The organism is Janibacter cremeus, from assembly GCF_013409205.1.
Lineage (GTDB): Bacteria > Actinomycetota > Actinomycetes > Actinomycetales > Dermatophilaceae > Janibacter > Janibacter cremeus.
In genome coordinates this window covers 1310316-1337305 of record NZ_JACCAE010000001.1, presented here as the reverse complement: position 1 = coordinate 1337305, position 26990 = coordinate 1310316, and the positions used below count along the sequence as shown (strand labels likewise).

General features: G+C 70.2%; 22 protein-coding genes. 12 read left to right on the top strand and 10 right to left on the bottom strand.

From position 1 onward, the window contains the following. Positions 1 to 65 precede the first annotated feature (65 nt). The 3 genes from BJY20_RS06265 (at position 66) to BJY20_RS06255 (ending at position 5129) form a co-directional block, all read left to right on the top strand. Positions 66 to 1784, top strand: coding sequence for an alkaline phosphatase D family protein (locus BJY20_RS06265; RefSeq protein ID WP_185990733.1), 1719 nt, complete (start codon positions 66 to 68; stop codon positions 1782 to 1784). 73 nt (positions 1785 to 1857) lie between these two features. Beyond that, on the top strand, positions 1858 to 2598 hold the full coding sequence (locus BJY20_RS06260; RefSeq protein WP_185990732.1) for an ABC transporter ATP-binding protein: 741 nt from the start codon (positions 1858 to 1860) through the stop codon (positions 2596 to 2598). Continuing rightward, positions 2598 to 5129: an ABC transporter permease gene (locus BJY20_RS06255; RefSeq protein ID WP_185990731.1), complete on the top strand. Its 2532-nt coding sequence runs from the start codon at positions 2598 to 2600 to the stop codon at positions 5127 to 5129. Before BJY20_RS06260 ends, BJY20_RS06255 begins: the two co-directional genes overlap by 1 nt. Before the next feature lie 13 nt (positions 5130 to 5142). On the opposite strand, the gene BJY20_RS06250 is transcribed toward BJY20_RS06255, so the two are convergent. The 5 genes from BJY20_RS06250 to BJY20_RS06230 all read right to left on the bottom strand — a co-directional run bounded on the left by BJY20_RS06250 (position 5143) and on the right by BJY20_RS06230 (position 11159). Then, a complete protein-coding gene (locus BJY20_RS06250; RefSeq protein WP_246297121.1) occupies positions 5143 to 5433 on the bottom strand; it encodes a WXG100 family type VII secretion target in 291 nt (96 codons plus the stop codon). 43 nt (positions 5434 to 5476) lie between these two features. Continuing rightward, complete coding sequence (locus BJY20_RS06245) at positions 5477 to 7423, bottom strand: DUF2339 domain-containing protein (RefSeq protein WP_185990729.1); 1947 nt, start codon at positions 7421 to 7423, stop codon at positions 5477 to 5479. Between the two features lie 237 nt (positions 7424 to 7660). Continuing rightward, complete coding sequence (locus BJY20_RS06240; protein WP_246297120.1) at positions 7661 to 8878, bottom strand: S1C family serine protease; 1218 nt, start codon at positions 8876 to 8878, stop codon at positions 7661 to 7663. 93 nt (positions 8879 to 8971) lie between these two features. Further along, positions 8972 to 10435: a sensor histidine kinase gene (locus BJY20_RS06235; RefSeq protein WP_185990728.1), complete on the bottom strand. Its 1464-nt coding sequence runs from the start codon at positions 10433 to 10435 to the stop codon at positions 8972 to 8974. A 7-nt stretch (positions 10436 to 10442) separates the two neighbouring features. Beyond that, the gene (locus BJY20_RS06230; RefSeq protein ID WP_185990727.1) at positions 10443 to 11159 is read right to left on the bottom strand and encodes a response regulator; all 717 of its coding nucleotides are present in this window, start codon (positions 11157 to 11159) and stop codon (positions 10443 to 10445) included. Between the two features lie 195 nt (positions 11160 to 11354). On the opposite strand from BJY20_RS06230, the gene ehuB reads away from it, so the two are divergent. From ehuB to ehuA, 4 genes are read left to right on the top strand one after another with little or no spacing between them, the layout of a single operon-like run. Then, positions 11355 to 12287: an ectoine/hydroxyectoine ABC transporter substrate-binding protein EhuB gene (ehuB, locus tag BJY20_RS06225; RefSeq protein WP_185990726.1), complete on the top strand. Its 933-nt coding sequence runs from the start codon at positions 11355 to 11357 to the stop codon at positions 12285 to 12287. 5 nt (positions 12288 to 12292) lie between these two features. Then, positions 12293 to 12997 (top strand): ectoine/hydroxyectoine ABC transporter permease subunit EhuC, encoded by a 705-nt coding sequence (gene ehuC / locus BJY20_RS06220; RefSeq protein ID WP_185990725.1) that lies wholly within the window; start codon positions 12293 to 12295, stop codon positions 12995 to 12997. Next, the gene (locus BJY20_RS06215; protein WP_343062792.1) at positions 12994 to 13914 is read left to right on the top strand and encodes an amino acid ABC transporter permease; all 921 of its coding nucleotides are present in this window, start codon (positions 12994 to 12996) and stop codon (positions 13912 to 13914) included. The genes ehuC and BJY20_RS06215 overlap by 4 nt, the downstream gene beginning before the upstream one ends. Continuing rightward, a complete protein-coding gene (ehuA, locus tag BJY20_RS06210; RefSeq protein WP_221935255.1) occupies positions 13904 to 14716 on the top strand; it encodes an ectoine/hydroxyectoine ABC transporter ATP-binding protein EhuA in 813 nt (270 codons plus the stop codon). Before BJY20_RS06215 ends, ehuA begins: the two co-directional genes overlap by 11 nt. Before the next feature lie 351 nt (positions 14717 to 15067). Here the strand turns inward: ehuA and BJY20_RS06205 are convergent, their stop codons facing one another. Further along, a complete protein-coding gene (locus BJY20_RS06205; RefSeq protein WP_185990724.1) occupies positions 15068 to 16699 on the bottom strand; it encodes a DNA repair helicase XPB in 1632 nt (543 codons plus the stop codon). Next, positions 16699 to 17157: a hypothetical protein gene (locus tag BJY20_RS06200; RefSeq protein ID WP_185990723.1), complete on the bottom strand. Its 459-nt coding sequence runs from the start codon at positions 17155 to 17157 to the stop codon at positions 16699 to 16701. Before BJY20_RS06200 ends, BJY20_RS06205 begins: the two co-directional genes overlap by 1 nt. Before the next feature lie 71 nt (positions 17158 to 17228). Between BJY20_RS06200 and BJY20_RS06195 the strand changes: the two genes are divergently transcribed. Next, positions 17229 to 18170 carry a hydroxymethylglutaryl-CoA lyase gene (locus BJY20_RS06195; RefSeq protein ID WP_185990722.1) on the top strand — a complete coding sequence of 314 codons (942 nt, stop codon included), beginning with the start codon at positions 17229 to 17231 and terminating at the stop codon, positions 18168 to 18170. Positions 18171 to 18175: 5 nt separating this feature from the next. On the opposite strand, the gene BJY20_RS16420 is transcribed toward BJY20_RS06195, so the two are convergent. Next, entirely contained in the window at positions 18176 to 20428 is a 2253-nt protein-coding gene (locus tag BJY20_RS16420) for a helicase-associated domain-containing protein (protein WP_185990721.1), read from the bottom strand. 33 nt (positions 20429 to 20461) lie between these two features. Beyond that, the gene (locus BJY20_RS06185; protein WP_185990720.1) at positions 20462 to 21784 is read right to left on the bottom strand and encodes an MFS transporter; all 1323 of its coding nucleotides are present in this window, start codon (positions 21782 to 21784) and stop codon (positions 20462 to 20464) included. A gap of 122 nt (positions 21785 to 21906) precedes the next feature. Here BJY20_RS06185 and BJY20_RS06180 point away from each other — a divergent pair, with 122 nt between their 5' ends. The 4 genes from BJY20_RS06180 (at position 21907) to BJY20_RS06165 (ending at position 25668) form a co-directional block, all read left to right on the top strand. Further along, positions 21907 to 22833, top strand: coding sequence for an aldose 1-epimerase family protein (locus tag BJY20_RS06180; RefSeq protein WP_185990719.1), 927 nt, complete (start codon positions 21907 to 21909; stop codon positions 22831 to 22833). A 113-nt stretch (positions 22834 to 22946) separates the two neighbouring features. After that, positions 22947 to 23342 carry a cold shock domain-containing protein gene (locus BJY20_RS06175; RefSeq protein ID WP_185990718.1) on the top strand — a complete coding sequence of 132 codons (396 nt, stop codon included), beginning with the start codon at positions 22947 to 22949 and terminating at the stop codon, positions 23340 to 23342. A 2-nt stretch (positions 23343 to 23344) separates the two neighbouring features. After that, positions 23345 to 24085 (top strand): DUF3027 domain-containing protein, encoded by a 741-nt coding sequence (locus BJY20_RS06170; RefSeq protein ID WP_185990717.1) that lies wholly within the window; start codon positions 23345 to 23347, stop codon positions 24083 to 24085. A gap of 101 nt (positions 24086 to 24186) precedes the next feature. Then, on the top strand, positions 24187 to 25668 hold the full coding sequence (locus BJY20_RS06165) for an NCS2 family permease (protein WP_185990716.1): 1482 nt from the start codon (positions 24187 to 24189) through the stop codon (positions 25666 to 25668). A 293-nt stretch (positions 25669 to 25961) separates the two neighbouring features. On the opposite strand, the gene BJY20_RS06160 is transcribed toward BJY20_RS06165, so the two are convergent. Beyond that, positions 25962 to 26876 carry a type IV toxin-antitoxin system AbiEi family antitoxin domain-containing protein gene (locus BJY20_RS06160; RefSeq protein ID WP_185990715.1) on the bottom strand — a complete coding sequence of 305 codons (915 nt, stop codon included), beginning with the start codon at positions 26874 to 26876 and terminating at the stop codon, positions 25962 to 25964. Positions 26877 to 26990: the final 114 nt, after the last annotated feature.

Genomic DNA, 26990 nt, shown 5'->3' with positions numbered 1-26990 from the left:
TCCCCGGTGGTCTCGAGGCCCCGTCGCGCAGCGATCTCACAGGAATCGGGACCATGATTGGCAGGATGCCTGCTGACACCTCCCCCCTGCTCCTGGGCCCCTTGCTGCGCTTCGTCGGTGAGCACGAGGCGACGATCTGGGTCGAGACGACCCACGCCGCCCGCGTCGAGGTGCACCTCGACGAGCGCTCCTGGTCGGCGGCGACCTTCGTCGTCGAGGACCACCACTACGCGCTCGTCGTCGTCACCGACCTCGAGCCCGGGCAGGAGTACGAGTACACGGTCACCGTCGACACCGAGCCGGTGTGGCCGATGCCCGACTCGCCCTTCCCTCCCTCGAGCATCCAGACCCTGCAGCGCAGCCGACCCACTCGGCTGGCCTTCGGCTCCTGCCGCACCAGCGTCCCGCACGACGAGGAGTACCACCGCAGCCACGGCGTCGACGCGCTGCGGACGATGGCGTTGGCCATGGCGAAGGGATCCGCGGAGCGTCCCGATGCCGTTGCCCTGCTCGGGGACCAGGTCTATGCCGACGAGACCAGTCCCGCGATGCTCGACTTCATCACCTCGCGACGCGACACCAGCAAGCCGCCGTACGAGGAGATCAAGGACTACGTCGAGTACGCGCACCTGTACCGCCTGGCGTGGAGCGAACCGGCGATCCGGTGGGTGCTGTCAGTGCTGCCGAGCGCGATGATCTTCGACGACCACGACATCCGTGACGACTGGAACAGCTCGTGGGCGTGGCGTCAGGAGATGAACCGGACCTCCTGGTGGCACGAGCGCCTCGTGGCCGGCCTGTCGTCCTACTGGGTGTACCAGCACATCGGCAACCTCGCGCCGGAGGAGCTGGCGCAGGACGAGGTCTGGCGGCTCGTCGGGGACAGGACGGACGCCGCGCCGGGCGAGGCCGACATCACCCAAGAGCTGCGCGCGCTCGCGGTCAGGGTCGACCAGGACCCGACGGCCTACCGGTGGAGCTACACACGCGCACTCGGTGAGTCGAACCTGATCATGCTCGACTCACGCGCCGCGCGGGTCCTGGAGCCCGACCGGCGCTCGATGCTCGACGTCGACGAGCTGGCGTGGCTCGACGAGCAGCTCGTCGGCGGCGTGCAGCACCTCTTCATCGGTACCTCCGTGCCCTACCTCCTGCCGCCCGGCCTGCACGACGCCGAGTCGATCGGTGAGTCGCTGGCGGGCCCGGGCCGCGGCGCACTGGTGCGCAAGGGCGCCGAGGCGGTTCGCCGGACCGTCGACCTGGAGCACTGGGCCGCCTTCCAGTCCGGCTTCCAGGAGGTCTTCGACCTCGTGCTGTCGGTGGCGAAGGGGGAGCGGGGCCCGGCGCCGAGCACGATCACCTTCCTCTCCGGGGACGTGCACCACTCCTACGTCGCCGAGGTCGACACCTCCGCCGCGGACGTCCGTAGCCGGATCGTCCAGGCGGTGTGCAGCCCCATCCGCAACCCCATGCCCCTGGGTATCCGGATGCTCATGTCGCAGATGGCCAAGAGCCTGGTGCGTCCGATGCGGTGGTGGGCGCACCGCACCGCGGGGGTCGATGATCCGCCCTTGACGTGGCAGCTGACCGCCGGCCCGTGGTTCGACAACAACCTCGCTGTGGCCGAGGTCGACGACGACGGCCGGGGACTGGCGCTGAGCTGGTTCACCGGTGACCTCGTCGAGGGGGGTGACCCGGTGGTGCGCACGGTCTCCTCGGTCCGGGTGGACGGGTTGACCGCACCGACCGGCTCCCGTGACCCGCAGGGGGCGTCCGGGGGCTGACCCCAATGACCGCGACTGCGCACGACCTCTAGATTTGTCCGCGACACACGGACACCACCAGGGGAGTTTCGCCATGAGCACGCCGGTTGCTGCGAGCACGCACGCACTACGCAAGGTCTACGGCAAGGGAGAGGCCTCGGTCGCCGCCCTCGACGGGATCGACCTCGACATCGGCGCCGGCCAGTTCACCGCGATCATGGGCCCGTCGGGCTCGGGCAAATCGACGTTGATGCACTGCCTCGCCGGGCTGGACGAGGTCACCGACGGGCGCGTGGCCATCGGCGGGACCGACCTGACGCGGCTGAAGGAGAAGGCCCTCACCCGCTTGCGCCGTGACCGGGTGGGCTTCGTCTTCCAGGCCTTCAACCTCATCCCGACCCTGACGGCGAAGGAGAACATCCTGCTGCCGCTCGCGATCGCCGGCCGGCGGACCGACGACGAGTGGTTCGACCTGGTCATCCGCACTGTCGGTCTCGAGGACCGCCTCGCCCACCGTCCGAGCGAGCTCTCCGGCGGCCAGCAGCAGCGCGTCGCCTGTGCCCGCGCGCTGGTGTCGAAGCCCTCGATCATCTTCGCCGACGAGCCGACCGGCAACCTCGACTCCACCTCCGGCGCCGAGGTGCTCGGCTTCCTGCGGCGCTGCGTCGACGAGTTCGAGCAGACGATCGTGATGGTCACCCACGACGCCGTGGCGGCCGCGCACACCGACCGGGTCCTCTTCCTCGCGGACGGCCGGATCGTCGACGAGCTGTGGGAGCCGGACCGTGAGCTCGTCCTCGAGCGCATGCTCGCGTTGAGCGACGGGACCCGCTGATGCTCAAGGCGAGCATCAAGAGCCTCCTGGCGCGCAAGACGCGCCTGCTCATGTCCGCGATGGCGATCATCCTGGGCACGGCCTTCGTGGCCGGGTCGCTGGTCTTCACCGACACCCTTGAGCGCACCTTCGACGGCATCTTCGCGGGCACGGTCGGTGACGTCGTCGTCCAACCCGAGCAGGTCGACGACTTCGGTGGATCCACTGGCGCCACCCTGACCGGAGATGAAGTGGCCGCCTTCGCCGACCTGCCCGGTGCCGCGCGGGCCGACGGCACCGTCGAGGCCATGGGCGTCTTCGTCGTCGGGGAGAACGGCAACGTCGTCGGCGGGCAGGGCGCGCCGGCGCAGGCCTTCAACTACAACGACGCGCCCAACCAGTTCGGCGAGCCTCCGATCACCGTCACCTCCGGTCGCGCCCCGACCGCCGAGGGTGAGGTCGCGGTCGACGAGGTCACCCTCGAGCAGGCCGGATACGAGGTCGGTGACGAGATCACTCTCGTCTCCGCCGGTGACCGGCCGCAGATCACGGCGACGGTCGTTGGTGCGTTGACCTTCGGCGAAGGGGGAATGGCCGGCGCCTCGATCAGCGTCTTCGACACCAAGACGATGCAGTCGTACTTCATGGACGGCAAGGACGAGTACACCAGCGCGTGGGTCACCGCGAAGGACGGGGTCGACAACACGGATCTGGTCGAGCAGGCCGAACCGCTCACCCCTGATGCCTACGAGACCCTCACCGGCGCCGATCTGTCGGACCGGAACGAGAACTCGCTGGAGCAGGCACTGGGGTTCATCACGACCTTCCTGCTCGTCTTCGCCGGCGTCGCCCTGTTCGTCGGGTCGTTCCTCATCGTCAACACCTTCGGCATCCTCGTCGCCCAGCGCGGGCGTGAGCTGGCGCTGCTGCGGGCCATCGGCGCCAGCCGACGACAGGTCACCCGTTCGGTCCTGGTCGAGGCCCTCGTCATCGGGGTCATCGGGGCAACGCTGGGACTGGGGCTGGGTGTGCTCCTCGCGCTGGGCATCCGCTCCCTCTTCGCCACGTTCGGGCTCGACCTGAGCGGGACCGGGCTGGTCTTCAAGCCGCGGACGGTCATCGCGACGTATGTCGTGGGGATCCTCGTGACCATGCTCGCGGCCTGGCTTCCGGCGCGACGCGCGGGTTCCGTTGCGCCGGTGGCCGCCATGCGGGACACCGTGGAGACGGCGAGGAGTCACCCGATCCGCAGCGTCCTGGAGGTCGGCGTGCTGGTTCTCGGGCTCCTCGCCTTCCTCTTCGGCCTCTTCGTCGCCGAGACGAGGGAGCTGTGGTGGATCGGCGGCGGCATCGCCGGCCTCGTCCTGGGCACGGCCTTCCTCGCCCCCTTCGTCGGACGCCCGGTGATCTCCGGTCTCGGCTGGGTCTACCGCCGCCTCTTCGGCAGCATCGGGCGGATGGCCGAGCAGAACACCGTGCGCAGCCCCGGCCGCACGGCGGCCACCGCGTCCGCGCTGATGATCGGCATGACCCTCGTTGCGCTGATGGGTGTGATCGCCTCCAGCGCGAACGCGAGCATCGACAAGCAGATCGAGGAGAGCTTCCGGGCGGACTACGTGCTCAGCAACGCGATCGGCCAGCCGTACTCGTCGCAGATCACCGCCGAGGCCGCGAAGGTCGACGGGGTCCGTGCGGTCTCCCCGATCCGCGAGGTCCGCGCCACCGTCGACGGGGGCCAGCTGTTCTCCGCCGCGATCGATCCGAGGAGCTTCGACGAGATCGAGGAGCTGGAGATGGCCGCTGGTTCCGCCGACATCGACGCGGACTCGATCCTGCTGTCGACGAGGCACCAGCCCGGCCGGCAGGTCGGTGACACGGCCGAGGTGACGATCGGTGGGCAGACTCGGGACCTGGAGATCGCGGGGTTCTTCGGGGACTCGCCGATCCTCGGCTCATCCGACGTGATCCTCTCCCTCGACACGGTCGAGGCGATGGGCGGTCAGGACGCGGACCGCATGGCCTTCGTCTTCGTCGAGGACGGAGCCGACAGGGAGGCGGTCGCGCAGGACATCAAGGAGCTCATCTCGGCCCAGCCCCTGGTGACCCTGAAGGACCAGGACGCCTTCGCCAATGAGCAGCGCGGTTTCATCAACCAGCTGCTGTACCTCATCTACGCGCTGCTGGGGCTGGCGATCGTCATTGCCGTCCTGGGCATCGTCAACACCCTTGGGCTCTCCGTCCTCGAGCGCACCCGTGAGGTGGGGCTGCTCCGCGCAGTCGGGCTCTCGCGCCGACAGCTGCAAGGCATGATCTGGCTGGAGTCGATCGCCATCGCGCTCCTCGGCGCGCTGCTGGGCATCGTCCTGGGTGTCGTCTCCGGCGTCGCGATCCAGCGGGCCCTCGCCGAGGACGGCATCACCGAGCTGGCGATCCCATGGGCGCAGCTGGCGCTCTTCGTCGGGCTCGCCGGGATCGTCGGGGTGCTGGCCGCGGTCATCCCCGCCTGGCGGGCGTCCCGGATGGACGTGCTCGAGGCCATCGCCACGGAGTGAGGTCGGCCGATCCTCAGCGCCCCATGGACGCCTTGACCCCGTCCTCGGTGGAGGCGTAGGTCTGGCCGGCCTCGGCCAGGACGCGGGAGATCTCGTCGAGGCTCTCCTTGACCGTGCGCTGCGTGGCGCGCCAGTCGCTGACCAACTCCTGGAAGGAGCCCGAGGCCGCGCCGGTCCAGTCGCTCTGCAGCTGGGTCAGGCGGGTCATCATCGCGGCGACGGAGCTCTCGACCTCCTCGGAGATCTGCGAGATGTCGGAGGCGCTGCCCGCGATGCGCTCGGTGTTGACGGTGAAGCTGCTCATACTGTCCCCTTCGGTGATCAGGGCCGGTCGATCCGGCGCTCCCTCAGACCGTATGGGCATCACGCGGATCGCTCTCGGAGTTGTCCACAGCACCCGGCTCCCGACGCGACCGCTCGAGTGCTTGTGCATAGCCGGCGCCCATGCCGAGCACGATGAGACCGCCCACGATGAAGCTGAGCACCCGGGGGACACCGTCGAGGAAGGACAGGTCGAAGAAGAGCAGCTTGCCGACGCTCAGGGCCGTGATGGCCAAACCCGCCGGGACGGCGACGGCCGAGCCGCGCAGGCCACGCAGCAGGAGCACGGCAGCCGTCGACAGCCACAGGACCGTCGCGCCGGTCTGGCCGGCCGTGAAACCACCCTGCGGGTCCTCGGCCAGGCTGCCCACCAGGGCGCCGGCGATGATGACGGCACCGCCCGCGCCGAGGAGCGCCCCCGCGAGCAGGGCCCGCACCGCGACCGTCACCCGCGGGTGGACCTTGGCGAGGGTCTGGGCAAGGAGGAGCAGGAGGACGACGGCGAGCGCGGCCGCCGCGAGATGGGCGGGCTCGACCTGCCTCGCCAGGCCGCGGTCGATCGCGTAGGGCACGAGGGCCGCTGTGAGCAGCAGCGGCAGGACGCACGTCAGCAGGGTGGCGCCCAGGACGGTGCGGTCGCGGAGCGCGAGTGCGGCACCGGCCCACAGCACGCAGACCACGAGCAGCGCCGGGGTGACCCAGCCGCTTCCGTCCGTCAGGAGTGCCGCGGACACCAAGGACGTGACCCCCGCCGTGTACAGGCAGCACCCGGCCAGGAGCAGCGTGTCCGAGCCGACGCCCTCCCTCCTGCGACGTCCCGCCGTGACGGCCGCGACGACGACGAGTGCGAGGGTCAGCCCGATCATCAGGGTGGCACCGGTCGCCCGCTGCGATCCCAGGGCGGCGGAGAGCACCGGCACGGCGACGATCGGGACCGCGATCCCGGTCTGTGCCGGAATCCTGTCGACCTTCACGCCCGCAAGGCTGGTCGCGAGGACGAACCCGGCCAGTACGACGGCGAGCAGGATGACCGTGCCGATCGGCTCGGCGAAGGCCGGCAACAGGGCGATGACGGTCGCGGTGGGGATGATCCGGACCAGCTCGAGCACGTGCCACCGCCGCGAGATCTGGGCCGGCCACGAGGCGAGCGTCAACACCAGGAGGAACTGCCCCACGAGCAGCATCTGGTCGTGGGCGATCCCCGGTGCGAGCGCGGCCACGCCGAGGACGGCGATGCCACCGAGCAGCTCGCTGTCCCAGGCCCGGGCGAGCAGGAGGCCGCCGATCGCGACCAGACCGGCGATGATGAGGCCGACCGCCGCGGGTACCCACTCGTAGACGGCGGTGATGGCGATGACGTCGAGGTAGGCCGTGGCGATACCGGTCGCGGCCAGGCCGAGCGCACCGGCCGTGCTGGCCTGGCGTCGACGCACGATGATTGCGGCGATCACGAGACCAGCGGCCAGGAGCGTTCCGCTGACGACCCGGGCCAGGGGCCCGAAGAAACCCATCTGGATCGCCAGCGCCAGCAGGAAGGCCACCCCGATGAGCGTGATGCCGGTGCCGACGACGGCCAGCAGACGGGCGACGAGGCCATCACGCTGCCACCACGGGGTGGCTGGGAGGGGTGGACGCCCGGGTGGGGCCTTGGGCGGCTGGGCTCCGGCGAAGGGGGCGTGGGCCACCGGTGGTGCCGTCACCGTGCCGGGCGCAGCAGGAGCAGCGGGTACACCTGCGCCGGTCGCGACGGGCGCCGCCGGTGGGGCCACGTGCGGTACCGCTCCGGTCGGCCCTCCGATCGGTACTTCGGCCTCCGCGGCAGGTACCCACTGCTGCGGTGAGACCTCGTGGTCGAGGCGGGCGCGCAGCCGGGCGAGGTCGTTGCCGACGACGTACATGCGCGACATCGCCTCGGCGAACTGGTCCTCGAGGGCGCGCACGGACTGGAGTGTCGAATCGCCGGACATGCTCATGCCCCCAGTGTGCGGATTACGCACACCGGGGGCATGAGTCCGGCTACTCAACACCGCCTTCAGACGCCACACCCAAAGGCGGGGGAGTACCCCTGCAGGAGCGAAGGAAGCCGGCCCCGAGTCGGGGGAGGGAACGATCGGGGCGGCCTGACTTCCGTCTTCTGTGCTCCTGTGTCCCACTGTGCACCTTCGCCCTTGGGAGGTGCTGATATCGGACTGGGAGTCCGCTGTGATTGCTCAGGCGTTGCGCTCGGGCGCCGTCCCGAGGGTGACGTCGATCGTCTTCTTCTCACCGTCGCGGATGATGGTCACCGGGGCCTGCGAGCCGATCTTGCGGGCGTGGATGAGACCGACGAGGGACTCGGCCCCGCTCACCTGGGAGTCGCCGACGGCGACCACGAGGTCGCCGTCCGTCAGGCCGGCCTCGTCGGCCGGGCTCCCGTCGCTCACCTTGCTGATCTGGGCGCCGCTGTGGGTCGCGGCACCCTCCTGGGCCTTCCCGTCCGTCGGTACCACACCGAGGAAGGCGTGCTCGGCCTCGCCGTCCTCGATCAGCTGCTCGGCGATCCACGCCGCCTCGTTCGCAGGGATGGCGAAGCCGATCCCGATGTTTCCGCTCTGGCCGGATCCGCCCACGCTGGCGATCGAGGAGTTGATCCCGACCAGCCGTCCGGAGGCGTCGACGAGGGCGCCGCCCGAGTTGCCCGGGTTGATCGCGGCGGAGGTCTGGATGGCAGCGGTGACCACGGGCTGCTCCTGCTGCGCGAAGGCGGAGCTCTCGCCCCCTTCGCTCCGGGCGGTCGAGACCGGACGGTCGAGGGCACTGACGATGCCGGTGGTGACCGTCCCGGCGAGGCCGAGCGGGTTGCCCACGGCCATGACCGGGTCACCGACCTGCAGGTCCTTCGAGGACCCGACGGTGATCGGGGTGAGGTCCTTCGGGGGGTCGGCGATCGTCAGCACGGCCAGGTCCGTCGAGGGGTCGGTCCCCGTGATCGTCGCGTCGTAGGTCGCGCCGTCGGCCAGTGTGACGGTGATCTTCGGGCTCGGTCCGGCGCCGGTGACGACGTGGTTGTTCGTCAGCACGTGCCCCTGCGCGTCGAGGACCACCCCGGACCCCTCGCCGCCGGCCCGCTGTCCGCGGACCCCGACGGCGACGACGCTCGGGGTGACTGCGTCGGTGACGGCATTCCAGTCCGGGGACTCCTTGGCCCCGGTGCTGACCGGTACGGCCTGGGACGTGGTCGACGACGAGGACGAGCCGGCGGCAGCCTCGGTGCCGGACGAGCCCGGGCCCTGGTCGGTCACCGAGATCACGCCCCAGGTGCCACCGGCGGCCAGGGCGGCCGAGAGGACGGAGACGGTCGCCAGCTCGCCGAGGCGTCGCCCACGACGGCGCGGGCGCGGAGGCTGGGGCTGATAGGGCATCTGTGGTGTGGTCGGCTGCTGGTCCATCGCGAACTCCTTGGTCGTGGCTTCCCCTCCACAGTGCCTCGCGTAGTTCGGATGTCCCTTGGCATTTGCTGACCGGCCGCTGGGTGCGACGCCTCAGCGGCGGGACGGGCGCGGTCCCGTCGCGGTCGGGATCTCGACACGGAAGGTCGCTCCACCCCCGGGAGTGGCCCCTGCGCTCACGGTGCCGTCGTGCTGGTCGACGATCGCCGCGACGATCGCCAGGCCGAGACCACTGCCACCCCGGGCCCGGGAGCGGGCCTTGTCGACGCGGTAGAAGCGCTCGAAGACCCGCTCGGCCACCTTCGGGTCGATGCCCGCGCCGTGGTCGCGGACCTCGAGGACGGCTGTCTCCCCTTCGAGGCCGGTTGCGACCTCGACCGGGACGTCCTCGTCCGTGTGCATCAGGGCATTGGCCAGCAGGTTGCCGAGGACCTGGCGCAGCCGGCCGTCGTCCCCGCGCAGCGTGACCGGCTCCAGCTCACCGTCGAGGCCGACGAGGGAGATCGAGCGTTCCGGCATGCGCACGCGCGCGTCGTGGACGGTCTCGGCGGACAGGACGACCAGGTCGATGTCGGCCCACTCCAGCGGGCGCTGGTCGTCCAGGCGGGCGAGGACCAGCAGGTCGTCGACGAGACCGCCCATCCGCCGGGCCTCACCCTCGATGCGGTCCATCGCCTGCTCGACGTGCTCGCGGTCCTGGACCGCGCCCTGGCGGTACAACTCGGCGTAGCCGCGCACCGTCGCCAGGGGAGTGCGCAGCTCGTGGCTGGCGTCCGCGACGAACTGGCGCATCTTCAGCTCCGAGGCCTCCTGAACACCGAAACTGCGCTCGATCTGCACGAGCATCGAGTTCAGCGAGTCGCTGAGGCTGGCCACCTCGTCACGGCTCGACCGCACGGGGACGCGTCGGGTCAGGTCGCCGGCGGCGATGGCAGCGGCGGTGTCCTCGATCCGACGAAGGGGGCGGAAGGCCCGTCGGGTCGCGTACCACCCGAGGACCCCACCGGCCACGACCGCGACGAGACCGACCACCGTGGAGACGATCTTGAACCACCGCACCGTCTGGTTGACGCCGGCGAGGGACATCCCGACGGCGAACGTCGAGTTGTCGGTGTAGCGCCCGGCGATGACCCGCCACCGCATGTCACCGTCGACGGACTCGACGGTGAAGGGCGCCCCGGTCTGCACGAGTCGGCTGTCCGGTGACAGCGGCGGGACGTCGGGGTGGATGTGCATGCCGGTGGGCCCCTGGTACTGCCACGACGAGCCGTCCGCGGGTTGGTGCAGGAGGAAGAAGTTGGTCGGGCCGGACCGGGCCCTGCGCTCGTAGAAGGCGGGGTCGCGGGGGGAGGAGACGTTGTCCTCGGCGAGGGGGATCGCGACCGCGCGCAGTTGCTCGTCGACGTTCTGCTCGAGATCACGCTGGAGCAGGAAGGCCGTCGCCACCGCCGTCGTCGTCAGCGCGGCCAGCAGGATGGCCAGCAGGATGGCGATCAGCCGCCAGGTGAGGGGCATCCTCTCCAGGCGGCTGACGACCAGCTCGCTGATCCTGTGCATGGCGTCCTTACTCCGGGGGGAGACGGAGAACGTACCCGAAGCCGCGCTTGGTGTGGATCAACGGCGGTAGGTCACCGGCGTCGATCTTGCGGCGCAGGTAGGAGATGTAGGACTCGACGATGCCGAGCTCGCCGCGGAAGTCGTAGTCCCAGACGTGGTCGAGGATCTGGGTCTTCGACAGCACCCGGTTGGGGTTGAGCATCAGGTAGCGCAGCAGCTTGAACTCGGTCGGGGAGACGTCGATCGAGACGCCGGCGCGGCGCACCTCGTGGGCGTCGTCGTCGAGCTCGAGATCGGCGAAGCTCAGGATGGACTCGGAGGAGGGCACGTCCGTGGTGCGACGCAGGATCACCCGGATGCGGGCGATGACCTCCTCGAGGGAGAAGGGCTTGGTCACGTAGTCGTCACCGCCGACGGTCAGGCCCTTGAGCTTGTCGTCGAGGGAGTCGCGGGCGGTGAGGAAGAGGATCGGTTGATGACGCTCGCTGGTGCGCAGGGTCGAGGCGATCTCGAACCCGTCGGTGTCGGGCAGCATGACGTCCAGGACGATCAGGTCAGGCTCCACCCGGTGGACGATGTCCAGCGCGGTGGCCCCGTCGCCGGCGACGTCGACCTCGAAGCCGGCGAAGCGCAGGGAGGTCGCGAGGAGCTCGCGGATGTTCGGCTCGTCCTCCACGACGAGCAGTCGTGGACTCTCTCCGGGGGCGGTCTCGTGGGTACTCACACCCTCGAGTGTGCGCCTGAATTCTGAGTGTCCGCTGACAGCAACCTGTGACGAGTCCACTCCCCGACCCGTTCTGTGCAGGGACCAAACAGGTTGCAGTGCCGTAACGAAGGCCGTGATGCGGGCCGCGGTGCTTGTGGGGGCGAGGTCGGACCTGTTGAAGTCAAGAGAATGTTCAGACGGAGGAGGAGCAATATGCGCAGCACACGAATGCTGGCAGGGACCGCTGCCGCGGCGCTGGCCCTGACGATGGCCGCCTGCGGTGACGGGGGATCCGACGGATCATCCGACGACGGGGGCAGCAGCGACAAGGGTGGCGACACCCTGGCCAAGATCAAGGACGACGGCGTGATCACCGTCGGCATCGCCGGAGAGGAGCCCTACTCCTTCAAGAAGGACGGTGAGCTCACCGGCGCGACGATCGCGATCCACAAGAAGGTCTTCGGTGAGATGGGCGTCGACGAGGTCAAGGGCGTGCAGACCGAGTGGGGCTCCCTCATTCCGGGCCTGAACGCCGGACGCTTCGACATCGTCTCGGCGGGCATGTCGATCCTGCCCGACCGGTGTGAGCAGGCCGCCTTCGGCCACCCGGAGATCATGTACACGACGGCCCTGATGACGCCCAAGGGCAACCCCGAGGACGTCAACGACATGCACGACGTCGCGGACGCCGACCTGAAGCTCGCCGTCATGAGCGGCGCCATCGAGTCCGGCTACTCCGACGATCTCGGGATCAACAAGATGGAGGTCGGCAGCCCGCAGGACGGCATGGACGCGGTCCTGCAGGAGCGCGCCGACGCCTTCGCCCTGACCGGTATCTCGCTGCGCACCATGGCGGAGAACAACCCGGACGCGGACGTCGACGTGACCGATCCGTTCACCGCCATCGTCGACGGAAAGAAGCAGGTCGGTGCGGGCGCGACCGTCTTCCGCAAGGGCGACGACGAGCTGCGCGAGGCCTACAACAAGGAGATCGACAAGATCGTCGGCGACGAGCAGACCTTCCTCGACGTCGTCGGTGAGTTCGGCTTCACCGATGCCGAGCGTCCCAAGGGTGAGATCACCACTGAGCAGCTCTGCAAGGGCGAGCTGCCCGACGCCACGCAGTCCGAGGCCGTCTCGGACTGATCCAGGTGAACGACGAATTCGAAGCGCTCAAGGGTGCCCTGCCCTATCTGAGTGACGGTGTCATCACGACGCTGCAGCTCAGTCTGGGCGGGGCCCTCTTGGCCTTCGTCGCCTCCGTCACGCTCGGGCTGCTGAGCATCTCCCCCGTCGGTTTCGTCCGCTGGGTGGCGACAGTCATCGTCGAGTTCTTCCGGGGCACCTCGCTGGTCGTCCAGCTGTTCTGGCTGTACTTCGTGCTCCCGATCCTCTTCGACATCAGCATGGATGCCGTGATCACGGGCATCATCGCCCTGGGCCTGAACTACGGTGCCTACGGCGCCGAGATCGTGCGTGGCTCGATCAACTCCGTGGACAAGGGCCAGTGGGAGGGCGCGACCGCCCTGAACATGTCGCCGCTGACCCGGATGCGCCGCGTGATCTGGCCGCAGGCCTGGGCGCTCATGCTCTCCGGGTACAACAACCTGCTCGTGATGCTCATCAAGGGCACCGCGGTCGCCCTCTTCATCTCCCTGCAGGACTTGGCCTACCAGGTCGATGAGCTGCGCCGGGACGCCGGGTCGACGCTCTTCGCCTACGCGATCGGATTCCTCATCTACTACCTGATCGCCCTGCTGGGCTCCCAAGGTGTGCGTCTGCTCGAGAAGCGGGCAAAGCGCAAGCTCGGGATGCCCGTGGGTAGTGCGCACGCCGGAGCGGGGGCGAGCCTGTGAGTACCACGACCACCACCGCCGGCACGACCCGCGAGTCGGTGCCGCTGACTCGGTCCCACATCACCCTGCTCGTCTGCTCCGTCCTGCTGACGCTCGCGGCCGGCCTTGGCCTACCAGCGCTCGTCGTGGGGATCCTCGCTTGGCGCAAGAACGCCGAGGACCACCCCGCGGCCAAGCGCCTGACCCGCATCGGTTGGTACGTCTTCAGCGTCTTCGCCGTCATCGGCGTGCTCCTGGCCCTCCAGTTGTGGTCGATGACCGACTCCTTCGACCAGTTCTGGAGCTGGGAGGCAGCGGCAGAAGTCTTCCCGCAGCTGCTCGAGGCCTTCCTCAAGGTCACTCTGCTCATCACCGTCATCGGCACGGCGATCGCGGCGATACTCGGTCTGATCCTGGCGGTGGCCACGGAGAGCATCCCGCGGTTCCTGTCGGTGCCGTTGCGATGGCTCATGGACGTCATCCGGATGACGCCGCTGATCGTGCAGTTGATCTTCGTGTTGTACATGGTCCCTCCGGACTGGCCGCCGCTGTGGATCGGTACCGTCGTCATCGGCGTGCACTACGCGATGTACATGGCGGAGTCCTACATCGCCGGTATTGCCTCGGTCGACCCGGGCCAGTGGGAGGCCGCCAAGGCCCTCAGCTTCTCGACCGGTCGCACGTGGGGGGCGGTGGTGCTGCCGCAGGCGCTGCGAGCGACGCTCCCGTCCCTGGGCAACTGGGCGATCTCGATGTTCAAGGACACGCCCTACCTCTTCGGCATCTACGTCGTGGAGATGGTGCGCGTCGCCTACCAGTACGGCGGCAACACCTTCCGTTACAACGAGGCCTTCACCCTGGCTGGTCTGATCTTCCTCGTCGCGAGCCTCATCACGGCCGTGGCCGTCCGAAAGTTGGAGAAGTCCCTTGTCTACTGAGTCCGAGACCGCTGCCACGCCCACTCCGCCGACGGGTGGCACCCCGGTCATCCGTTTCGAGGACGTGGAGAAGAAGTTCGGCGAGACGACCGTGCTGTCAGATCTCAACTTCGATGTCGCCCCGGGTGAGCGGGTGACACTCATCGGGCCCAGTGGTTCGGGCAAGACGACGATCCTGCGCCTGGTCATGACGCTGGAGCACCTGACCGGCGGCTACATCTGGATCAACGGCGAGCCGTTGACCCACGACCGCCGCAACAACCAGCGGGTGGAGCTGCGTCCGAAGGAGGTCGCCAAGACCCGCAAGAAGATCGGCATGGTCTTCCAGCACTTCAACCTCTTCCCGAACATGACGGTCCTGGAGAACATCACCGAGGCACCGATCAACGTGCTCGGTCGGAACAAGAAGCAGGCCAGGGACCGGGCGCAGGAGCTGCTCGACCAGGTCGGTCTGGGTGACCGCTCCGGTGCCCGTCCGAGCCAGCTCTCCGGTGGCCAGAAGCAGCGCGTGGCGATCGCCCGTGCGCTCGCGATGGACCCGGAGATCCTGCTGCTCGACGAGGTCACCTCTGCGCTCGACCCCGAGCTCGTCGGTGAGGTGCTCGGCGTCCTGCGCAAGGTCGCCGACGAGACGGACATCTCGATGCTCATCGTCACCCACGAGATGCAGTTCGCCCGGGACGTCTCGCACAAGGTGATGATGTTCGACGGCGGTCAGATCCTCGAGCAGGGCAAACCCGACGACCTGCTGAGCAACCCGCAGCACAAGCGCACCCAGCGTTTCCTCGAGTCGATCCTCTGACCATTCCACGCGCTGGCCGAGGTGTGACGAGCGTCAGCGAGGAGCCTCGAGGCCACGCCTGACCATTCCACGCGCTGGCCGAGGTGTGACGAGCGTCAGCGAGGAGCCTCGAGGCCACGCCTGACCATTCCACGCGCTGGCCGAGGTGTGACGAGCGCCAGCGAGGAGCCCTCGAGTCGATCCTCTGACCATGCCTCGCGCTGGCCGAGGTGTGACGAGCGTCAGCGAGGAGCCTCGAGGTCCCGCCCTTCGTGACGCTTGCTGGGCAAGCGCCTCAGGGGCTCGCCCTCGTCTGCCAGACGCTCGCTGCGCAGGCCGCCAGTGGCCGAAGCCTCGAAACGACGCCCGCGCTCAGAGGTCGTCGGAGTCGACGATCCGGTAGGCGTAGCCCTGCTCGGCGAGGAAGCGCTGGCGGTGCGCGGCGAACTCCGCGTCGACGGTGTCCCGGGCGACGACGGTGTAGAAGTGCGCGGTGCGGCCGTCCTCCTTGGGGCGCAGCAGCCGGCCCAGGCGCTGGGCCTCCTCCTGGCGCGAGCCGAAGGTCCCACTGACCTGGATGGCCACGGTCGCCTCGGGCAGGTCGACGGAGAAGTTGGCCACCTTGGAGACGACGAGCAGGTTGGTGCGGCCCTCGCGGAAGTCGGCGAAGAGCTCCTGGCGCACCGTGACCGAGGTCTCGCCGGTGATCAGGTCCGCGTCCAGCTGCTCGGACAGCTCGTGCAGCTGGTCGAGGTACTGGCCGATGACCAGGGTCGGCTCGCCCTGGTGCTGGTCGACGATCCGGCGCACCACGCCAGGCTTGGCCGGTGAGCACGAGGCCAGCCGGTACCTGTCCTCGGCCTCGGCGGTCGCGTAGGCCATCCGCTCGGCATCGCTGAGGGTCACCCGCACCTCGACGCAGTCGGCGGGGGCGATGTATCCCTGTGCCTCGATGTCCTTCCACGGCGCGTCGAAGCGCTTGGGCCCGATGAGCGAGAAGACGTCCGCCTCGCGGCCGTCCTCGCGCACCAGCGTCGCGGTCAGCCCGAGACGGCGGCGGGCCTGCAGGTCGGCGGTCATCCGGAAGATCGGCGCCGGCAGCAGGTGCACCTCGTCGTAGACGATCAGGCCCCAGTCGCGGGCGTCGAGCAGGTCGAGGTGCGGGTAGGCGCCCTTCCGCTTGAGGGTGAGCACCTGGTAGGTCGCGATGGTCACCGGGCGCACCTCCTTGCGCGCCCCGGAGTACTCGCCGATCTCGTCCTCGGTCAGCGTCGTGCGGGCCAGCAGCTCCTCGCGCCACTGCCGTGCGCTGACGGTGTTGGTCACGAGGATCAGGGTGGTGGCCTTCGCCGCGGACATCGCACCCGCGCCGACGAGCGTCTTGCCTGCGCCGCAGGGGAGGACGACGACGCCGGAGCCGCCGTCCCAGAACCCGTCGACCGCGTGCTGCTGGTAGGGCCGCAGGCTCCAGCCGTCCTCGGTGAGCGCGATCGGGTGCGCCTCGCCGTTGACGTAGCCGGCGCGGTCCTCGGCGGGCCAGCCGACCTTGAGCAGCTCCTGCTTGAGGGTGCCCCGCTCGGAGGGGTGGACGACGACCTCGTCGGGGGAGAGCTGCTCACCGACGAGCGGCTTGATCTTCTTGTGCCGCAGGGCCTCGGTGAGCACCGCGCGGTCGGTCGTGCGCAGGACGAGCTGGTCGCCGTCCTTCTCCAGCACGAGGCGCCCGTAGCGATCCATCGTGTCCGCGATGTCGACGAGCAGCGCCTGCGGGACCGGGTAGCGCGAGTGGGTGACCAGGGCGTCGACGACCTGCTCGGCGTCGTGGCCGGCAGCGCGCGCGTTCCACAGGCCCAGTGGGGTGACCCGGTAGGTGTGGATGTGCTCCGGGGCGCGCTCCAGCTCGGCGAAGGGGGCGATGGCCCGGCGTGCATCGGCAGCCTTGTCGTGGTCCACCTCGAGCAGGAGGGTCTTGTCGCTCTGGACGATCAGAGCGCCGTCGGTCATCACAGCGATGTGTACCCGTCGGTCGAGGGTCCCCCCATGGTCGCGAAGAGGACGACCCCGATGATCGCGACGAGGACCACCAGGCTGAGCAGCACGAGGGTGATCCAGCCGATGCGGGTCATCTTCTTCGCGTGCTCGGGGTCGCTCGCGTTCTGGGTGAGGCCCAGGATGCCGAAGATCAACGGGATGAGGCCGACGAGGCAGCAGATGCCCGAGAGGGTCAGGACCCCCGAGATCACGCTCAGCACGACCGCGGAGGTGTTCGTCGGAGTGGGGTTGCCGTACTGGCCGGGGCCGGGCATCTGGCCGGGGGGCATCGAGCCGGGGGGTACCTGACCGGGACCGCCGGTCGCGGCTGGCCGGTAGTCCGGCAGCTGACCGCCGGTGGCGTCCGGCCGGGATGGCTGCGAGGCGCCGTACGGGTCCGACGCTCCGCTCTGGTGGGGGTCCTGGGTCATGTCCTCGTGTCCTCTCGGTCAGCCCTGCACTGAGCCGCTGACCACGGTACGGGATGCGTCACAATGGACCCATGTCGTCCATTGCACTGCCGCAGTCGGAGCCGATGACGGGTCTGCCGCCGAAGGTCACCGTGTACGAGGTCGGGCCGCGGGACGGCCTGCAGAACGAGAGGGACACCGTCCCGACGCAGGTGAAGGCGCAGTTCATCCGCCGTCTGCTCGACGCAGGCTTGGAGACCGTGGAGACGACCTCCTTCGTCCACCCGAGGTGGGTGCCGCAGCTCGCCGACGCGAGTGAGCTGCTGGCCGACCTCGACGAGGTGGGCCGCAGCCCCCTTCGTCCCGTCCTCGTGCCCAACGAGCGCGGACTGGACCGCGCCATGGAGGCCGATGTCGAGGCCGTGGCGATCTTCGGCAGCGCGACGGAGGCCTTCGCGCAGAAGAACCTGGGCCGCTCCCGCGAGGAGTCGGTCGAGATGTTCGCGCCGGTCGTGAAGCGCTCGCAGGACGCCGGAATGTGGGTGCGGGCCTACGTGTCGATGTGCTTCGGCGACCCGTGGGAGGGCCCGGTGCCCGTCGACCGGGTGGCCGACGCGTGCGCCGAGCTGATGGATCTGGGCTGCGACCAGCTCTCCGTCGGCGACACGATCGGAACGGGCACGCCCGGCCACGTCGAGGCACTGCTCGCCGCGCTCGAGCAGCGGGGGATCGGGATGGACCGGATCGGCGTGCACTTCCACGACACCTACGGTCAGGCCCTGTCCAACACGCTGACCGCTCTGCGCGCCGGCGTCAGCGTCGTCGACGCCTCCACCGGTGGCCTCGGCGGCTGCCCCTACGCCAAGTCCGCGACCGGCAACCTCGCGACCGAGGACCTCGTCTGGATGCTCAACGGCGCGGGCGTGGAGACCGGGCTCGACCTCGACAAGCTGGTCGCCACGAGCGTGTGGATGGCCCAGCAGCTCGGCAAGCCCTCCGCCTCGCGGGTGGTCAAGGCACTCTCCGGCGCCTGATCGCCTCAGCCGTCGACGACCACGCCGGTGATCCGGTGCAGTGAGTAGACCTGCGGCTTGGCGTCGACCTCGCCGATGACGCGACCACCGTCGACGGCGACCGGGTGGAAGAGGAGGTGCTTGGTCGCGCCGACCGAGTCGGTGAGGCCGATCCACGCCGGCAACCGGTCCGCGGCGGCCTCCCGCAGCAGGGCCGAGGTGCTCGCCGGGTCCAGCGCCGGGATGACCGGTGACCCGTCGCCGGGTTGGGCACGCTGGCGCTCGGCCGCATCCTCCCCCTCGCGCAGCCGGGCGAGGACGATCGGTGCCGGGTCGGGTTGGACGTCGGTGACCGGACGGTCCCGACGCGGACTGACCCGCGAGGCCGTCGGCGTGGTGGCGACGACGCCGCCCGAGCCCTCCAGTGCCGGGGTCTGGCCGGCCTCGCGCAGGGCCTCGATGAGCACGGCCGGCCCGACGGGCGAGATGAGCACCGTGGGCGCGATCTGGCGCAGCTGCAGGTGGCTCAGATCGCGGTGCGCGAGCAGTGCCTCCAGGTGCGTCGGGTCGTCACCGCGCAGATAGCTGCCCGCGGCCCCGCCCCGCAGCTGGCCGTGCCGGCGGGCGACGTCGCGGACGAGGTAGTCCAGCGGTTGTGGGACCTCGGTCGCGCTGAACCGAGCCAGGGCCTCCAGCAGGTCGTCGGCCGTCCATCCCGAGTCCAGCGCCCCGCGCAGACTCTGCTCGCTGAACCGGTGCACCCCGGCGCCTCCGCGGGACTCGAGCACGGCGCTGCGACGCAGCAGGGCCGCCAGCTCGGGGACGGGCGTGCCGGGCACGATCGCGGTGAGGTCCGCCTGGAGCAGAAGCCGGTCGACGGGGTCGGGCACGAAGTCGGTGAGGACCCCGGCCGCCCGGTCCGAGCTCTCGAGGAGGGTCCGACCCGCGGTGCCGAGGGCGTGCCGCCCGGTGACCCCGAGCACCTCGCCCTCGCGCAGCAGTCCGGCGACGACGCTCTCGACGTCGTGGGGCATCCGTCGGGGACGCCGTCGGCGCAGCAGATCGACGACCCGGTCGGTCTCGGGGGCGCAGCCCTCGGGCAACTCCGCGAGGATCGTCAGCACCTCGCGGCGCAGCGGCCGGATCGGCGGCCAGACGTGGCCCTCGGACAGGGCATTGACCCGGCCACCATCGTCGGGGGCCGGGACGACGCAGGAGCGAAGGGAGGTCAGCCACGGCTGTGCGAGAGCCACCCAGCGGTGCGCCGGGTCGAGGGAGCGCCAGGCCTCCACCTCGGTGGTCAGCCGCCACGTCGGCTCCAGGGCCCGGTCGTCAGCGACCAGCGCGGCGCCGAGGGCCAGCTCGAGCAGGAGGGTCGCACTCGCCTCGTCGAGGTCCATGCGGGAGGCGAGGGTGCGCAGGTCGCGCACCGCCAGGCCGCCGCTGCGCAGGACGCGAGGACGCATCGCCTCGACGCGGTCCAGCAGCTCGTCGACGAGGGCGACCAGCTCGGTCGCGGCAGCGGTGGCTGCCCGGTCGACGTCCTCGAGCGCACGGACCGGGGCGGGGTCAGCCCCCTCCGGTGCCCCGTCCCGCCGCCCACGCTGGTGATGGGACCCAACGACATCGCCTTCGTCCAGCGGGCCATCGAGGAGACGGCCCCCGCGTACGGCCAGACCGACCTCGCGGGGGGCAGTGACGTGCTCGGCGTCGACGGCGACGAGCAGTCCCGCGTCGAGGAGGCCCCCGACCGCCTGACCCGTGCGGCTGGTCGTGTCCGAGGGCCGGGCCGCGGTCGGACCGTGCCAGGCGATCCGGTGCAGGACGCGCTCGGCCTCGGTCCCGACGGACTCGATGGCGCCGGGGAGGTCGTCCGGCAGGGTGTGTGCGAGTGAGCCGGCCGGGGCGCCGAGCCCGGCAGGGTGTGGACCCAGGACCTCGACCACACTGCCGGCGACCTGCCGACCGGTGGCCGATTCCCAGAGCAGGGCGGCCCGGGCGAGGTCCTCGACGAGCTCGGCGGCGCGCGACTCGTGCGTGCCCAGCAGGCCGGCGACGGCAGGGGCGTCGACCCCGACGACGAGGCAGGCCTGCAGGGCGCTCAGGTGCGGCAAGTCGAGGTGGTCGATGGCACGGGCGGTGCTCGCCCGGGTGCTGGCGCGCGCGGCGAGTGCGGTCAGGTCGGCGGGCTGCGGCCGGGCCAGGTCCGGGCGCAGCTCCAGCAGGGCCACCAGCTCCTCGTCGGTGCGGTGGCGGATGTCCTCGGCGAGGGAGCGCACCGATCCACGGTAGTTCACCCCGACGCGCCGGGCCTACGGGGCAGCGCTCGGGCTCACCGGCTGTCGCTCGGTGGTGGGCGCGATGCCGTTGACCTCCGGGGAGATCAGGTGCTCCAGACGCAGCATCAGCCAGGCGACGAGGAGCAGCCCGGCGACGATCGCGGCGAGGAAGAGCGTCGCCAGCCCGCGCTCGAGCAGGACCCCCGCCACGACCGGACCGATGACGCCGCCGGACATGAAGGCGGCGGACTGGATGGCGTTGACCCGTCCGCGCAGGTGGTCGGGGGCCAGATCGTTGGCCATGACGGGCAGAGTCGGTTGCAGCAGCGTCTCGCCGAGACCGAAGAGGCCCAGGAAGGCGACGACCAGGACGGCGGCGGTCAGCGTGCCCGGCAGCAGACCGCTCGCGCCGAGGGCCAGCCAGGCCAGGAGCCAGATGCCGAGCATGACCAGACCGACCCGGGTGCGCCGGTGGCCCTCGATCCGCTGGAGGACCCAGAACTGCAGCAGCACGATCACAGCGGTGTTGACGGCGAAGGCAACTCCGATGGCCTCGGTGCTCACCTGCGAGACGCCGCGGGCGAACGCGGGGATGCCCGCCTCGAGCTGGCCGTAGCCGACGAAGCTCGTGATCAGGCCGATGAGCAGGATCCACCGCATACCGGGCAGTCGCAGCACCGTGAGGTAGCTGGCAGGAGCGGCGTCCTCGGCCGGGTGCGCGGAGCGGGCGGTGACGTGCCGCAGCGGCCCGAGCAGCCAGATGCCGGGGATGAGGATGAGGACGGCGTCGACGAGGTAGATCGCCTCGAAGGTCACCGGACGCGAGACCTCGACGAACATCCCGGCGAGGAGCCCGCCCGCACCGATGCCGAGGTTGAGCAGAGCGAAGTTCACCCCGAAGTAGCGCTGCCGCAGGGGCCCGCGCACGAGCGCCGAGATGAAGGTGTTGCCCGCGGCCCAGCCGATGCCGGCGGACAGACCCATGAGCGCGGCGGCGGCGAAGGCCACGGCCGCACTCGTCGCGAAGGCCATGACGAGCGCCCCCAGGCTCTGGGCGACCCCGGCGATGATGAGCATCCAGCGTGCCCCGATCGCGTCGGTCAGGCTGCCCATCGGTCCGGACATGACCGCCGCGACGAGCGCGAGGACGGCCATGACGGTGCCCGCGGTGTCGAGCGAGAGATGGCGCACCTCGTGGAGGTAGATGACGGTGAAGGGCAACGTCATCCCGCGCCCCAGGTGCTGCAGGGCGACCGTCGACAGCAGGAAGCGTCCCTCGCGGGGCAGGGCCCGCCAGAAGCCGGGCAGGCCGCGGCCGATCTCGTCGGCGCGGACATCACGGGGGAGGGCACTCACCGGCCCATCCTCTCCCGGGCGAGCGACAGCCGACGACCCGATCCGGGTACCCGGGAGTGCCCCATCCTTCGAGGCTGCCTGCGTCGCGCCCCACGACGATCTCGTCGGCCTATGTTGGAGTCATGGCACTCCCCCCGACAGGTACCCAGTGGCAGCTGACCAGCGGTGACGTCGAGGCCGTAGTCGTCGAGGTGGGCGGTGGGCTGCGCACGCTCACCGTCGCCGGGGTCGACGTCGTGGCCGGGTACCCGGTGGGTGACATGGCGCCGGCGGGGCGCGGGCAGCTGCTCGTGCCGTGGCCCAACCGCATCCGCGACGGGCGATACCGCTTCGACGGGCGCGAGCACGAGCTGCCGATCACCGAGCGGTCCACCGACAACGCCAGCCACGGACTCGTGCGGTGGGAGGCCTTCCGCCCGACCGAGCGTGATGAGGACCGGGTCGTGCTGGTGCACACGCTCCACCCGCGGCCGGGCTACCCCTTCGCCCTCGAGGCGCGGGTCGCCTGGCAGGTCGACCCACGCGGGTTGACCTGCGCCACGACCATCACCAACGTCGGCCACGACGCCGCGCCCGTCGGGTACGGCGCCCACCCCTACCTCGCCCTGGGCTCCACCCCGGCATCGCAGGCGCGACTGACCGTGCCCGCCGACCGGGTCGTGCTCGTCGATCCCGACCGGAAGCTGCCGGTCGGGACGCACGAGGTGGCGGACTCCCCCTTCGACCTGCGCGGTGGGGAGCCACTCGGCGACCGGGACATCGACAACGCGTACACGGGTCTGGAGCGCGGACCCGACGGCTGCTGGACGGTCACCCTCGAGGGTGGGCCCGCTGGCCGCACCACCCGCCTGTGGGGTGGGCCCGGGCTGGACTGGGTGCAGGTCTTCACCGGGCGCTCCACCCCGGCGAGCCTCGGCGAGGGACTGGCGACCGGCATCGCCGTCGAGCCCCTGGCCTGCCCGCCGGACGCCTTCAACTCGGGCGAGGGCGTCATCGACCTGCAGCCCGGGGCCACGTGGACGGGCCAGTGGGGCATCGAGATCGGCTAGGAACCCTCGCCGTTGGGGCCGGGCGCGCCCCACGGGTTAACCTTGGTCCGGGCGTGCGTTGTCGCACGCCCGTTGAAACGAGTACGAGCAACTGTCGAGCAACGAGGTGCACGGTGCCCACTGGCAAGGTCAAGTGGTACGACGCGGAGAAGGGCTTCGGCTTCATCTCCGGGGACGACGGCGAGGATGTCTTCCTGCACGCCAATGCCCTGCCCGAGGGCGAGTCGACCATCAAGGGCGGCACGCGCGTCGACTACGGAGTCGTCGAGGGACGCCGCGGCGCCCAGGCGCTGTCCGTGACCATCATCGACGCCCCGCCGAGCGTGGCCAAGAACCTGCGCCAGCGTGATCGCAAGCCGGCCGACGAGATGGTCGGCATCGTCGAGGACGTCATCAAGCTGCTCGACAACGTCTCCAACGGACTGCGTCGCGGTCGATACCCGGAGAGGGCCCAGGGCGCCCAGCTCGCCCAGGTCCTGCGTCGGGTCGCCGACGACCTGGAGGGCTGACCATGCCACCGCGCACCAAGACCGATGCCGTCCTCGCGGCGGCCGTCGAGCCCGCTCGACGTGAGCTCCTCGAGGCGACGAAGGGTGAGGGTGTCGGCGAGCACGTCGGCTTCACCCTCGATGCCGATCGCCTCGGCACCCACTGGTTCGAGGCCACCCTGCCCGGCTACGGCGGCTGGTGCTGGGCCGTGACCGTCACCCGGGTGCCGCGCGCCAAGGCCGCGACCGTCTGCGAGTCCCAGCTGTTGCCGGGCGAGGGCGCGGTCCTCGCCCCGGAGTGGCTGCCCTGGTCGCAGCGGCTCGCCCCCGGCGACGTCGGTCCCGGCGACGTCACCCCCAAGGTCGACGAGGACCCCTACCTCGAGTGGGGCTTCGAGGCCACCGGCGAGGAGGACGTCGACGCCGTCGCGCTCTGGGAGCTGGGCCTGGGCCGCACCCGCGTCCTCTCCGCCGAGGGGCGCGACGCCGCTGCCCAACGGTGGTACGACGGCAGCCACGGCCCGAAGGCCGAGGTCGCGCTCAAGGCCCCCGCGCCGTGCGGTGAGTGCGGTTACTTCCTGCCGATGCCGGGCGAGCTGCGCCGGGTCTTCGGTGTCTGCGCCAACGAGTGGAGCCCCAGCGACGGCGGTGTCGTCAGCAAGGACCACGGCTGCGGCGCGCACTCCGAGATCGACATGCCGGCCCCCGAGCCGGAGAAGGTCGGGACCCCGATCCTCGACGACGGGGTCGTCGAGGCCCTCTGAGGACTGCTCGGCGCCGACCGGCCCGGTGAGCCGGGGGTGGGTGCTGGTGAGCGGCAACCCGGCGCGCGCCCCCCTCGCGGGCGCGCTTACGATTGGCGCCCATGAGCACTCCTGCGCGCCCTTCGACCGAGGGCTCCGTCCTCGAGCGCCATTTCAAGATCGCCGAACGCGGTTCCACCGTCGCTCGCGAGGTCCGCGGCGGCGTCGCGACCTTCTTCACGATGGCCTACATCGTGGTCCTCAACCCGCTGATCATCGGCACCCAGGCCGACTCGACGGGCGGATTCCTCGGCGGCGGTGACGAGCCGAACCTCGCGATGGTCGCCGCGACCACCGCGCTCGTCGCCGGTGTGATGACCCTCCTGATGGGGGTCGTGGCCAACTACCCGCTGGCCCTGGCCGCCGGACTGGGCCTGAACGCCTTCGTCGCCTTCGGTATCGCCAAGCTGCCGGAGATGACCTGGGCGGACGCCATGGGGCTGATCGTCCTCGAGGGCCTGATCATCCTGGTGCTGGTGCTCACCGGCTTCCGCAAGGCGGTGCTGCACGCCGTGCCCCCGCCACTGAAGACGGCGATCAGTGTCGGCATCGGCCTCTTCATCACCGTCGTCGGCCTCGTCGACGCCGGCTTCGTGCGCAAGGCCGAAGGGGGACCCCTGGGTGAGCTGGGCGTCGGAGGCTTCCTCGCCGGCTGGCCACTCCTCGTCTTCGTCATCGGCCTCTTCATCATCGTCACGCTGCACGTGCGCGGCGTGCGCGGCGCGATCCTCTACGGGATCCTCGGTACGACCGTGCTCGCGATCGTCGTCGAGGCGATCTTCTCCATCGGCAGCCAGACCAACGCCGAGGGCGAGATGGTCAACCCGACCGGCTGGGGGCTGAACGTCCCGACCATCCCGAGCCAGGTCTTCGAGATGCCGAACTTCGGCCTGATCGGTGACTTCAGCCTGCTCGGGTCCTTCGACAAGATCGGCATCGTCTCCGCCTCGCTGCTCGTCTTCACGATCCTGCTCGCCGACTTCTTCGACACGATGGGCACGATGGTCGCCGTCGGTGCCGAGGGCGACCTGCTCGACGAGGAGGGCAACCCGCCCAACTCGCAGCGGATCCTCGTCGTCGACTCGCTCGCCGCGGCGGCCGGTGGTGCCGCCTCGGTCAGCTCCAACACCAGCTACATCGAGTCCGCGTCCGGTGTGGGCGAGGGCGCCCGCACCGGTCTGGCCTCGATCGTCACGGGCATCCTCTTCCTGCTCGCGACCTTCCTCTCGCCCCTCGTCTCGATCGTCCCCTACGAGGCCGCGACGCCGGCGCTCGTGCTGGTCGGCTTCCTGATGATGCAGCAGGTCAAGGAGATCGACTGGGACGACCTGGAGATCGCGATCCCGGCGTTCCTGACGATCATCCTGATGCCCTTCACGTACTCGATCACCGCCGGTATCGGCGCCGGCTTCGTCACCTACGTCTTCATCAAGATCGTGCGCGGCAAGTTCTCCGCGATCCACCCGCTCATGTGGCTCGTCGGCGTACTCTTCGTCCTCTACTTCGCGATCGACCCGATCAAGGACGTCCTCGGCGTCAGTTGAGTCCCACGATTCCCGGGTGACCCGAGAAGCCCCGGCTCCGCATGAGTTTCATACTCCTGCGAAGCCGGGGCTTCTCTTGTCGAGCACTCCGGCTGGCGGGGCGAAGGGGGCGTGGCCGGCGAATCTCGAAGTGGCCGGGAAGTCTCGGGGTGGCCGGGACATCCGAGATCGGCTGCGTCGTGTCCCGGCCATGCCGAGGTGTGCCGGTCGGTCCTGGTGGACCCGGCCACGACAGTCCCCGGACCCACGGCCGCTCCAGTCGTCTGCTCGGTCAAGTGCGCCTGGTTGCCGGGTCAGGCTGCCCGGCGCATCGCTCGCTGGACGAGGTCGAACACCCGCTCGGGGTTGTCGAGGTCTGCCCACACGAGGCGCACCACGATGTATCCCGCGGCACGCAATCGGTCCTCGCGCGCCTTCTCCTGCTGCAGCGCCCGCCGTCCATCCGCTCCCGCGTACTTCACCATCCCGTCGAACTCCACGATCACCCGATCGCCCACGAGGAAGTCCACCCGCCCGACGAACCCTGTCGCGTCATGGATGTCGACCTGGCTGCGGACATCCATCCCGAGATCGGTGAGCAGGACACGCGTGCGGGTCTCGCCGACGGACTCGCACGCGGCGTCCGAACCCTCGATGACGAGTTCGAGTCGACGTCGGGCCCGTGGACCCAGTGCCAGGTCGTCACCAGCCTTCGCCACGGTGTCGGTGGTCACGCGCCCTTCGTGCAGCGCGCGATCAAGGCACACCAACCCCGGGAGCACCCCGTGCTCGACGACCAACTGGACGATCGCGACGGACACGGGCATGACGGACCTGTCATCGACCACGACAGGAGTGACGCCGGCAGGCCATGGGTGGAGGCCGATGCCGGAGCGGAGCCGGCGGCGTGGGGTCGAGCACACGACGTCGACCCTGGCGACCGGGCCTCCCCACGCCGGCAGCCCGTGCAGGACCGCGGCGCTCATGTGTGAGGCAGCCGCCCCGGGACGGTCCACGAGCACGGCCCGGGTGCACAAGCCCAGTCGCTGCTCAGGGGTGGCCTCGCGCCAGACCGATCCAGCGGCGAAGAGTCCACGCCGTATTCGCACCAGAATGCCCCTCCGGACCAGCCGAGCCACCGTGAGCTCGTCCACGTCGGCCTCGCCCAGCTGACTCGTCGTGCAGATCTGGCCATTGGCGGTCAACAGGGCCCGGGTGCGTGCGTCCACACCGCCATGGTGGCGCGATTCCCCCCTTCGCGCGGTGGGGTCATCCACAGGCTCGCGGTGGAGGTCGCCGGGTGCGTCCGGGCCGGCAACTCCCGTCGTGGCCGGGAAATCTGA

Excerpts from the sequence above, each read along its gene's own strand:
- BJY20_RS06265 (WP_185990733.1), top strand. The coding sequence starts at position 66 with ATGCCTGCTGACACCTCCCCCCTGCTCCTGGGCCCCTTGCTGCGCTTC.
- BJY20_RS06260 (WP_185990732.1), top strand. The coding sequence starts at position 1,858 with ATGAGCACGCCGGTTGCTGCGAGCACGCACGCACTACGCAAGGTCTAC.
- BJY20_RS06255 (WP_185990731.1), top strand. The coding sequence starts at position 2,598 with ATGCTCAAGGCGAGCATCAAGAGCCTCCTGGCGCGCAAGACGCGCCTG.
- BJY20_RS06250 (WP_246297121.1), bottom strand. The coding sequence starts at position 5,433 with ATGAGCAGCTTCACCGTCAACACCGAGCGCATCGCGGGCAGCGCCTCC.
- BJY20_RS06245 (WP_185990729.1), bottom strand. The coding sequence starts at position 7,423 with ATGAGCATGTCCGGCGATTCGACACTCCAGTCCGTGCGCGCCCTCGAG.
- BJY20_RS06240 (WP_246297120.1), bottom strand. The coding sequence starts at position 8,878 with ATGGACCAGCAGCCGACCACACCACAGATGCCCTATCAGCCCCAGCCT.
- BJY20_RS06235 (WP_185990728.1), bottom strand. The coding sequence starts at position 10,435 with ATGCACAGGATCAGCGAGCTGGTCGTCAGCCGCCTGGAGAGGATGCCC.
- ehuB (WP_185990726.1), top strand. The coding sequence starts at position 11,355 with ATGCGCAGCACACGAATGCTGGCAGGGACCGCTGCCGCGGCGCTGGCC.
- BJY20_RS06205 (WP_185990724.1), bottom strand. The coding sequence starts at position 16,699 with ATGACCGACGGCGCTCTGATCGTCCAGAGCGACAAGACCCTCCTGCTC.
- BJY20_RS06200 (WP_185990723.1), bottom strand. The coding sequence starts at position 17,157 with ATGACCCAGGACCCCCACCAGAGCGGAGCGTCGGACCCGTACGGCGCC.
- BJY20_RS06195 (WP_185990722.1), top strand. The coding sequence starts at position 17,229 with ATGTCGTCCATTGCACTGCCGCAGTCGGAGCCGATGACGGGTCTGCCG.
- BJY20_RS06180 (WP_185990719.1), top strand. The coding sequence starts at position 21,907 with ATGGCACTCCCCCCGACAGGTACCCAGTGGCAGCTGACCAGCGGTGAC.
- BJY20_RS06170 (WP_185990717.1), top strand. The coding sequence starts at position 23,345 with ATGCCACCGCGCACCAAGACCGATGCCGTCCTCGCGGCGGCCGTCGAG.
- BJY20_RS06165 (WP_185990716.1), top strand. The coding sequence starts at position 24,187 with ATGAGCACTCCTGCGCGCCCTTCGACCGAGGGCTCCGTCCTCGAGCGC.